Genomic DNA, 11157 nt, shown 5'->3' on the forward strand with positions numbered 1-11157 from the left:
CTGAAATACCTCGACCATATAAGTTACCAATATATTCTGCTTCGTCTTGTGTTATCTTTCTTGTATCCCAAAGTTGTTGTGCCCCATTGTATAGCAGTGCTTGAGCCAAAACAACATCATTATCAGGAACTACTGAAGAAAGCTCAGCTAAATCACCAGCTACAACCGGAGCAGTATAGCTTGTTCCACAATCATCAAGAAACTTTCCATTCGGCAGTAAAACAATTGCGTAAGGATCGCTTGGGACGCTCATGTCGGAGTATTGCGTTGCTCCGTATGCAACTAAGTCAGGCTTATAAAATCCGGCAAATCCAGGTCCAATTCTAGAATATGGTGCAACGTCATTAACCTTACTTACGCTCGCATTGTGATGAAAACCCACTATTGAACCGACGGTAATACCCAACATTGCGTCTGCTGGTTCTGCAATTCTAATATCATCATCTTCCAATATTTCTTCTAGAGATGAACAACTTGTTACTAGCTCATGATTTCCTGCAGAAATCACAAACTTTATTTTATATTTTGACATTAATACGTCAAGTTCATACCCCATAATACTCAGTTCATCACCCTCAATTGGTCTTTTAATATTAGAAGATAAGTTGAATATCTTTGTAAGTGAAGCAAAATTTTCAACGGCTTCTCGTATTCTCTCAATCATCACATCTTGTGCATTATTTTTCTGATCATATATTTTGCAGTCGATAACCTTAGCTCTAGGTACAATATATTGATTCGTTAACTGAAAACCTATATGCGAAAATATGACTTTGCTAGCTACACTTGTACCATGATAGTGGCTAAATCCTGTACAATTGGAAGCTTCCCAATGTATAGGAACTAATTGCTCTAATTGCGGTGGAAAATCAACTCCCGTATCCAAAACAACTACTACAGGTAGGGAATCAACATCCACATTGGGATCTATGTTGAGAACAGAATTAAAAGGGTTCATTGCGCTCGGGGTCATAAATTGAAAAAACGCGGTTTGTTCAATTCGATAAATTGCGCCATCATCCGCTAAGTTATTGATACTGGACATCGGAACCAATGCTCTAATAACTGCAGTTCCATCTGATAATTGATACGACTCTCTTTGTAACTTTCCTTCCAGTTGGAGAATCTTTTCTTCTAATTTACATACTGCTTTTGACTGAACTTCTTTATCAAGATGAGGTATAAACATTAATTGGATATCAATTGTGAGTTCGTCTTTTTGACATTCTAAATAACGTTTCAAAGATGCTGCTTGTTTCTCCTGCGCTGAATAAAGTTCAAAGCTTTCTATATATTGATAGCCCCTTAATTTGTTCTGATCTTTGTATGTACCAACACGACCACTGAGTCTGTCAAACATTGACTTACTAGATGTTACAATAGCGTGACGACTATCTTTTACCGCATTGATTTTCATGCCTTCATCTTCGATAAATTTCTGTTGCCCCGCTACCGTTTCCCCTTCGGGAAGCACCAGTTTAAAAACCATAATATCTTCTCCACTTAAGGAATCGCCTGACTTCAATTTATCATATGCAGACATGATTTCAATAAGTCCTTGAGATAATTTCGAGCCGTGTTCATTGTGATCCAGCCCTCTGTCTTCAGGAATTTTCATAGGCTTTTTTGTAACTTCTTGAACTTCCTCAGATGGAATCCATAAGTGTTGTTTCTGGTTATCATTACTCATCTACTTGTTCCCCTCTATACTTTTTAATTCTATAGTCTAATGTAGAATGTGTGACGCCTATAGCTTTTGCCAATGATCTAAGTGAAACTCCTTTATTATTCATATCGCTAAGTAATTTCATAACATCATCATTACTACCTGAATACATCGTTTGCTGTTGTATGAAAATAGCTATGACGTCTTCGGTTTTTATTGCTTTACTGATATAATATTTTTTTGCAGCTGACTTTGTAAGTTCTTTGATTTGAGCGCCATTTAAGCCTTCCGTAATTTTGGCCAAGTTTTCATAGTCAAGAGATTCAATAATTGCATATTCTTTCATCCACTTTTGAAGTAAAATTAATCGTTGTGCTTCGTTAGGTAGCTCCATAGTAATCGTTAAATTAAATCTTCTCCATATTGCTGGATCAAGTAAATGCTCATGATTCGTAGCTGCTATTAGTAATACATTACTTGGCATATTGTCAAAATTTTGAAGCAATGTAGTGACAACGCGTTTTAACTCACCAAGTTCATTAGAATCATCTCTTTTTTTTGCTATTGCATCAAACTCGTCTAAAAATAAAATAATTCGCTGATTTCGTACAGAGTCGAACACTTTCCTTAAGTTAGTACTAGTCTGGCCTAGGTATGATGAAACAAGGCCATCTAACCTCACATATGCAATAGGCAATTCAAGCGCTTGACCTATGGCATATGCAGTCATCGTTTTTCCACAACCAGGCGGACCACATAATAGCAACCTATTTGCTGGTTCAATGTTATGTTTCTTTAAATCATCCGCATTTTTTTGTTCTTCAATCAACTGGACTAATGCATTTTTCTGGCTCTCAGGCAAAATTACATCCTCTAGTCTTTCAGTTGATTGAATAATTTCGTACAGCTCAAGTAGACTATCTTTATCCCTTGGAGCTGTTCCTTTCGCTGATTGTGGAGTAAAACTAGATGAACTTACATTAAATTCTGGTTCGGTCTTGTTCTTTAGCTTGGTTTCATATGTTTTTCTTAGTCGAGCAGCCAGCGGGACATTGCCCTTTTTCTCCTCATCTTTTATTAATTCGTAAACAGCATCTGAAAATTTACTCTCATCGCCGGTACAATGAGAAACTATAAGGTTCTCAATTAGATTAGCTTTCATAATATTCCCACTCCTATGTAGTTGTACTTATTCGTACAATCATAGGTTAATAGTAATATATATTTATACGAATGTCAATGTATTTTCGTACACGCATGTACAGATTCATGTAGGCAAAGATTTTTATCAATTATCTGGGACCTTCAATTTTCACATTTTTTCAATTCCTCTTTATTGAACGTCATAATCTTTCCCGTTTTTTCATGAGTAAGTATCCATTTTTTAATATCATACATTAGCGCTTCTTCATTACTCCAGCAAAACTTCTAAGTCTTATTTGCTTTCATTCTGACACATCAAAATCGTCTGCTCCATCACAATATCTACCGCTTTAGCCGTTTTATCTGGTGGATAGCCGTATTTCTTTAACAGCCGTTTAATAGTCATTTTCATCTTGGCCTGGACGCTTTCCCGAATCGCCCAATCGACGCTGATATTCTTTTTGATGGACAAAGTCAGATCCCGGGCGATCTGTTTGAGGATGTCTTCACCCATGATCTCCTGAGCTGATTCGTTATCAGCTAGGGCATCATAGAAGGCCAGCTCATCTTCGGACAGCCCAGTTGCTTCCCCACGTTTAGCGGCGGCGGCGATTTCTTTGGACAACTCAATCAGCTCGATGATGACCTGGGTGGTCTCAATGGTCCGATTCTGGTATTTCCGGATCGATGCTTCCAGCAGTTCAGAGAACTTTTTCGACTGCACCAGGTTTTTCCGAGAGAATGACTTGAGACTTCCTTTGAGCAGCCGGTTTAGCAGTTCAACGGCCAGGTTTTTCTGTTTCATGCCCCGGACTTCCTCCAGGAATTCATCCGAAAGGATGGCGATATCGGGTTTCCCGAGACCAACGGAATCCAGAATATCAATGACCTCATTGGAGGTGATGGCTTTGGAAATTAATTGATTGAGCTCATTATCCAGCTGGGTGGTGGTCTTCTTTTTATTATCATCACTGATAAATTTCATCAGACCGGCTTTAACCGCTTTATGAAATCCAACTTCCAAGTTCAAGCTCGTGGCAATTTCAGTTGTGGCACAAAGGGAGTAAGCTCTGGCCAGTTCAGTCACCAGGCGGATGTAGTCATTTTTTCGCTCTTCCCGGAGGCCAATAATATAGTCCATGGTTTGGGTGATGGCCTGCATTTGGGAACTGGCCTTGCCATTAAAAAATTGGCTGTAATCATGGCCGTGGAGCAGTTCTTTGATCAGATCATGTTTTTCCAGCAGCACCTGAGTCGCCACGTCGGTATCGACACCGGTGGTCTGGCGATCGCTGTCAGTGTATTGATGAAGCGCTGCCTTGAGGTTTTCGGCAATCCCGATATAATCAACCACCAGCCCCCCTTGTTTATCCTTAAAGACCCGATTAACCCGGGCAATGGCCTGCATCAGGTTATGACCACTCATCGGTTTGTCAATATACATGGTGTGCATACTGGGCACATCAAAACCGGTCAGCCACATATCCCGGACGATGACCAGCTTCAGTTCGTCGTTTTTGTCCTTCATTCGTTTGGCCAGGGTTTCTCGAGTGGACTTCGTGCCGACGTGTTTCTGCCAGGCTTGGGGGTCTGACGAGCTGCCGGTCATGACGATTTTAATTTTTCCAGCCATCAGTTCATCACTGTGCCAATCTGGCCGCAACTGGATGATCTCATCGTAAAGATCCACGGCAATCCGGCGACTCATCGAGACAATCATCCCCTTACCGCCACTATCGACCTGAGCAGCTTCTCTTTTTTCAAAATGTTCGACAATGTCGGCGGCGATTATTTTAACCCGTTGGTTGGCTCCGACGATGGCTTCCAATCGGGCCCATTTGCTTTTTAACTTTTCTTTTTCAGATAATTCCTGATACTCTGTGATTTCATCATACTCGTTATCCACCGTCGGTTTCATGGCTTCGGGCAGCTCCAGCTTGGCAATCCGGCTTTCATAGAAAATTTTAACGGTAGTACCATCTTCCACGGCACGGGTCATATCATAAATATCAATATAATCTCCGAAAACCGCCTTGGTGTTTTTGTCCGTCAGTTCCACCGGGGTACCGGTAAAGCCGATATAAGAGGCATTGGGCAGACTATCCCGCATATATTTAGCGTAACCGTATTTAATATCGGCTCCGGCTGCTCCCGCAACCACTTCCGCCCCAAAGCCGTATTGGCTGCGGTGGGCCTCATCCGCCATCACAATCACATTGCTGCGCTGGGTTAACACTGGGATCGAATAGGCCGCTCGGTTTTCAGCAACCATCAGATCATTGGTTGTTTCATGAACCGCATTCATCGCTGGGGCAAACTTATGGATGGTGGTAAAAATAATACCACCACTGGTCCGGTTATTCAGCAGTTCCCGTAAATGATCCCGGTCGTTGGCCTGAACGGGGGTGCACCGCAATAAATCCTTAGACTTCAGGAAGGTGCTGTAAAGCTGATCATCCAGATCGTTCCGGTCCGTAATCACCACGATGGTAGGGTTCTCCAACTCCTCATTGATCACCAGTTTACCGGCATAAAAAACCATCGACAGACTTTTGCCGCTGCCTTGGGTATGCCAGATCACCCCGATCCGGCGATCCCCGCTTTGGTGGGTAGCCCGTTCGGTGCTGTCAACTGACTTATTGACGGCGTGGTATTGATGATAACCGGCCAGGATTTTGATCAGGTCTTTCCCGTCACTTTGGAACAAAATAAAGTGGGTGATGATATCCAGAAAACGATCCCGCTGAAACATCCCCTTGATCAGCACTTCCAGCTGGGGAATAGAAACCGGCGCCGTGCCCTCCCCATCAATGGTCCGCCAGGACATAAAACGATCCTCATCGGAGGTTAGCGTTCCGGCCTTGGCATTGATGCCGTCACTGATGACTATAAAGGCGTTAGTGGTAAACAGCGAGGGAATCACCGCCTTGTAGGTTTGCAGCTGATTGTAGGCATCACTGATGTCCACGTGTTCAGCAATGGCACTTTTTAGCTCCACCACCACCATCGGGATGCCGTTGACAAAAACCAGAATATCCGGCCGTTTTTCGACGCTGTGCTCAACGATGGTAAACTGATTCACCGCCATCCATTCGTTATTCAGCGGTTTTTCCATATCAAACAGATAGATTTTTTCGGTTTTGTAACTGGCATCGGTCTGCTTAACACTGACGTCGACGCCGTCAGTGATCAGTTTCTGAAATGCCTTGTTATTCATCAACAGGCTGGGACTCTGGGTGATGGTGATCTGCCGGAAGGCTTCTTCTATGGCAGCTTCAGGCATTCCGGGATTGATCCGCCCCAGGGCATCTCTTAGCCGTTCAGCCAGGATCACCTCGCTGTAATCTTCCCGCTCCGGGTATTCCCCTTCCGGGGCAATGTCTGGGCCAAAGACCACCTCATAGCCTAATTCTTCAAACCATTCCAGGGCCGCTTCTTCCAGCTGGGACTCGTAAAAAGCATGTTTGGACATCTAGTTCACCTCCTCGATTGGGACTCGGATTTCACCGGACATGAGTTTAGGGAGTAAGGCGTTGCGTAATTCAGTTAGTGCTAAAATATTATTTAAATTCTGACTAATTTCCAAATAAATTGGTTTGATAATTTTTGAAAACTCGATAAGAATTTTATGTTCCTCTGGAAGAGCTATAGTATAAGTTACAATTGCTTTTTTATTTAGATGCAAAACAGTCGTACCTGAAGTAAATCCCAATGCGTACTGCTTGAATTTTTCATCATTTAAAATAGAATCAATGATGAAAGAATCTATGTGTTTTTTTAATGGCTTAATCTTGACCAAATCCATTGAAGCAATAATTCTGTCATATTTCATTTTAGTCAATAGCATAATGGAATTTCCAATGATTTCTGCATTTTGTGTCAAATCTGTACACGCCAATAAAACATCAAATTCGTTAACGTAGTGTCGTTCTTTAACCCTTTCAGTAACTAATAATTCTTTGAAACCATCAAGTTTCAAACCTCTATTACGATCAAAATTTTTAATGGTTAACAATGCATCCCTTGAAGTTTTTAAATCAGAACCTTTGTAAGAGTAACCATTAATAACTTCAACGAATTCAGATATGGCCGTTACTCTCCACCCCTTCGGAATCCTGCCCAGCTCACTATCTTCAAACTCACCCTCTTGAAACGGCTCAAAATCTGCAAACCAGCTTTTAAAAATGGCTTGGGCAATCTCTTCCAGGTTTTTGTTGATGCGGTTGTTGAGTTCAATTTTATCGTCCAGACAGGAAAGTGTTGCAGCGATGGATTTTTGTTCAACTATATTGGGTAATGAAATATTTAAATTCTCAATCATCCCTTTTGTTAATGCTTTTCTAGTTGCACCAGTAGAAGATAATGAAAATAGCAACTCTTTATTGCATGAATTATTGATCCAATATAATAGATATTTAGCATTAAGAATATTTTCATCCGGACGGATTATTGCTACGTGCTGGTTTACTCTTGCTGGAATTACTTTTTCAGGAACTATACAGCAACGTGCAACTGAGTCTCCAGTAATATTTAACAGCACATCGTTAGGTTTAACTTCAACGTTCTTCATTTTTAAAGCTTGTTCTTCACAAATGTAAACTAATCCTTGATCAGCAAATCTGTAGTCATGAACATTCTGGCTTCTAATTAGTGCTATTCCACTCTCTTTGTAAACACTATCTCCACCCCGTGGTGTCACACCACTTCCAATTTTTTCACAAAGATCTCCAAGTTTAAATGTAATATAACTCTCTCTAAAACTCATACCCAATCGCCCCCAATCGCTTACGGATTTCCTCCTCTAAATGATGCGATTTGGCAAACATTTCCGCCAGTTCTTCGGTGAGTCGGGTCATTTTTTCGTCAAAGGGCTCATCATCTTCTACGGCTTCTTCAATGCCCACATAGCGCCCTGGTGTCAAGATATATTCATGTCCCCGGATTTCCTCCAGCGGGGCCGATTTGCAAAAGCCCTGGATATCGGCATAATCATCACTGCCGTCCCGCCAGTGGTGGTAGGTATCACAGATGGTCTGGATTTCTTCATCGGACAGTTGACGATGCTTCCGGGTGACCATCGTCCCCATTTTACGGGCATCGATAAAGAGAACCCGGTCCTTCCGCTCTTCCCGTTTTTTGGAGATAAACCACAAACACACCGGAATGGTGACATTATAAAAGAGATTTGACGGCATGGTGACAATGCAGTCCACCAGTCCGGCTTCCAAAATGTTGCGGCGGATTTCAGCTTCGGCCTTGGTGGCGGTGCTCATCGAACCATTGGCTAATACAAAGCCGGCTACCCCCTTAGGCGAAAGCTTGCTGATAATGTGGGAAATCCAGGCATAGTTGGCATTATTGGCTGGCGGAATGCCGTATTTCCAACGGGAATCGTCCTGGATCAGGGTATAATCACTGACATTAAAGGGCGGGTTAGCCAGAATATAATCGGCTCTGAGGTTCTTATGCAGATCACTGCTGAAAGTGTCGGCATCCCGTTCGCCCAGATCGCCATCAATCCCCCGGATAGCCAGATTCATTTTACAGAGTCGCCAGGTGGTGGCGGTGTATTCCTGGCCGTAAACCCGGATATTATCTTTGCGGCCCTGGTGTTCCTCGACAAACCGGGCCGACTGCACAAACATGCCCCCAGATCCACAACACGGATCATAGACTCGGCCTTCAAACGGTTCAATCATCCCAACCAGCAGCCTGACAATGCTGGGCGGCGTGTAAAACTCGCCTTCGCTGGACCCAAATTTGCCGAGAAAATACTCATAGACCCGGCCCAGAATATCCTGAGCTTTGGCCGCTTTGCTGCCTAACTTAAAGGAAAACAGATCCACCAGTTCGCCCAGTTTGGTCTTATCCAGTTCTGGTCGGGCATAGTTTTTGGGCAGCACTCCTTTGAGGTTTTTGTTCTCTCGTTCAATGGCGATCATCGCATCATCAATGATCTGACCGATGGTACTGAGTTTGGCACTTTTTTTAATAAATTCCCAACGGGCACTGGGCGGGACAAAAAAGATATTATCTTCAGCGTAGGCATCGCGGTCCTCTTCAAATTCATCGCCGTCAGCCACCAGTTCATTGTACTTTTCTTCAAAGCTGTCGGAGATATATTTTAAAAAGATCAGCCCTAACACCACATCCTTATAATCCCCAGGTTGTATATTACCTCTGAGTTTATCGGCCATTGCCCACAAATTGTTTTCGATTTCCATATTGACTGCCATTTATGATCCTCCTTGTAATTTGCTGTATATTTGCGTTCTGCTCTGGTTCCACCGGGTTTCGGCGGCCTTAATGGTTTTGCTGTATTGCTGCCGTTCTTGCTCATATGTTTGGATCAATTGTTGCTGTGTATCCAGATCTAATAGAGGAATTTCCATTTCCATAATGTCGGCATGGTTGATATTCATAATATTGGTCCCCCGCTGGAAGCTTTTAATGATGGCCATCCCGGTGGGGCTTTCAAAAAAGATCTTGATATAGTCCCCCAGGACTTTTTTACCGGTCTCATTTTCCAGCGGCCGTATCACAATAAAATTGGCTGAAGCAATAATAATCCGCTGCTGTTTTGTGAATACAGCTGATTTAATGGCGGTTCCCCGACAGGCCAGGACTACATCGCCCTCTTCTAACTGGTACCGCCTGATCTTGCGTTCATCCTCGTCGATACTATCCATCTCACGGTAATCAATTTCTCCCTGATTGACATTGGAAATATTCAGGACCCCAATGTTACCGACCTTGGTATCTTTTTTCAGAATTGATTTCCCCCGAAACACTTCGGCTACTTCTTTTAATTTGATTTTTTCCAGCGGGGAATGCTTAAACTTCTGGATGTTTTCATCATCTTCTGAAAGGAGCAGCTCGATTCGCCAGTCCTGATGGTTTAAAAAAGCCGACTGGGTAAGGCTCTTCACGTCAGTCGCTTCAAACTTATCATGATTAAGAGCCAGTGTGCCCACCGCCATTTTTTCGATGGGTCGATTGGCAATCGAAAACAAATAAGTCTTGACTGCTGTAGTCGGGCGGAATGTCCCCTCAGGGAGGATATAGATATTTTCAATGTGATAATGCTTCGTAATGTGGTCCCGGAGCTTTTCATAGCCGGATACTGCAAAGGTTATCTTAGCTGGAAGAATGATCTCCAAAACAGCGTCTTTATCTAAATGAGTCAGCATGTTTTCTAAAGCAATCCCATCACTATCCTTTGTCATAAAAGGTATCCCGATTTCATCTGGTTTGTACCCAAAGTTTGGCATTGAGAAAATATAATCAAATTTTAAATCAATCAGACAGTTTGAATAAATCGATTCAAATATGACGTTCACTCTTGCGTATTCTTTGAATACAAATTTCAAGAGAACATTCATCAATTGATGCTGCGTTGTTAAGGTTATGTGAGTATCACTAAATTCATCAACCAATTCCTTTAGCCCCGCCAGATGTTTTTCCGCTTCGGTAATGAGAATTGATCTGGGGTTAGACTTTTTAATGCGATCTCTAATAAAAGATGTCAAATATTTGGGGGAGATGATCACACCCAATCTGTCATTCTTGAAAATTTCCAAAGTAAAATCGATTATGTCTATTTCTTCAAGTGCATGGAAGATTTCATAAAAGTCGTCTCTGTCCGCTGGAAAGAAGCCCAATTCTTTTTCTGTTGATGTTTTCATCAGTTGAAACAATTTTTCTTTATCCTGTTTTATAATGATTGGATGTTCCGTAATAGCTTCACTGGTTATTTTCACACGAAGTATTTCGCTCAATAGCTGTTCTCTGGTAGTAATATTCCGTAGATATAACTCATTTAATGCCATTTTAATCGTGTTGGTCATCTAAATCCTCCTTTCTGTATATTTGAATTAAATAAATTATACTTCTGTTTATTTAGTATGTCAATACTAAATAAACAGACTTATCCGTTAAACCCCATCACAAAGACATTTCTGTCCAAACATAAAAAGCCACCTCATCACAAGGTAGCCTTTATTGTATCAAAATCTATATTCTTATTTGTAAAATCAATGCTGTCTACACAACCTAACCAAAAATAATCCCGTCAACTCAACCTGACCATCGATATTTTCTCGCTTATCAATATTTAAAGGGATTCTGGCAGATTGGTTATATTCAAAAATATTAGAACCCTGTAAGTACCGATGTTTCAGGCTTTTCAGCGGGTTATTTCTAAACCCGTGACATCAATACGACCGTCTCAACGTGACCAGTTCCCGGGAACAGATCCACCGGCTGAACGGTTTTAATAGCATAGCCAGCTTCGGTTATAAACTTTAAATCCCGGGCCAGGGTTGAGGGGTTACAGGATACATAGATAA

6 protein-coding genes and 1 pseudogene are annotated in these 11157 nt (G+C 42.0%); all 7 read right to left on the reverse strand.

Annotated elements, in window-relative coordinates; all coding sequences use genetic code 11:
* The coding region (locus BI182_RS11995) for a S8 family peptidase (protein ID WP_286808237.1) at window positions 1-1690 on the reverse strand (1690 nt) is incomplete at its 3' end.
* On the reverse strand, window positions 1683-2828 hold the full coding sequence (locus BI182_RS12000; protein WP_286808239.1) for an AAA family ATPase: 1146 nt from the start codon (window positions 2826-2828) through the stop codon (window positions 1683-1685). The genes BI182_RS12000 and BI182_RS11995, both read right to left, overlap by 8 nt.
* A 273-nt stretch (window positions 2829-3101) precedes the next feature.
* Complete coding sequence (locus BI182_RS12005; protein WP_286808240.1) at window positions 3102-6281, reverse strand: type I restriction endonuclease subunit R; 3180 nt, start codon at window positions 6279-6281, stop codon at window positions 3102-3104.
* A complete protein-coding gene (locus BI182_RS12010) occupies window positions 6282-7574 on the reverse strand; it encodes a restriction endonuclease subunit S (RefSeq protein ID WP_286808241.1) in 1293 nt (430 codons plus the stop codon).
* Window positions 7564-9045: a type I restriction-modification system subunit M gene (locus BI182_RS12015; RefSeq protein WP_286808243.1), complete on the reverse strand. Its 1482-nt coding sequence runs from the start codon at window positions 9043-9045 to the stop codon at window positions 7564-7566. The genes BI182_RS12010 and BI182_RS12015 overlap by 11 nt, the downstream gene beginning before the upstream one ends.
* Complete coding sequence (locus tag BI182_RS12020) at window positions 9046-10656, reverse strand: restriction endonuclease subunit S (RefSeq protein ID WP_286808245.1); 1611 nt, start codon at window positions 10654-10656, stop codon at window positions 9046-9048. It lies immediately after the preceding gene.
* Window positions 10657-11008: 352 nt separating this feature from the next.
* Window positions 11009-11157 (reverse strand): annotated as a pseudogene (locus BI182_RS12025) (23S rRNA (uracil(1939)-C(5))-methyltransferase RlmD); the annotation flags it as partial.

This window comes from Acetobacterium sp. MES1 (assembly GCF_002237635.1).
GTDB classification, from domain to species: domain Bacteria; phylum Bacillota; class Clostridia; order Eubacteriales; family Eubacteriaceae; genus Acetobacterium; species Acetobacterium wieringae.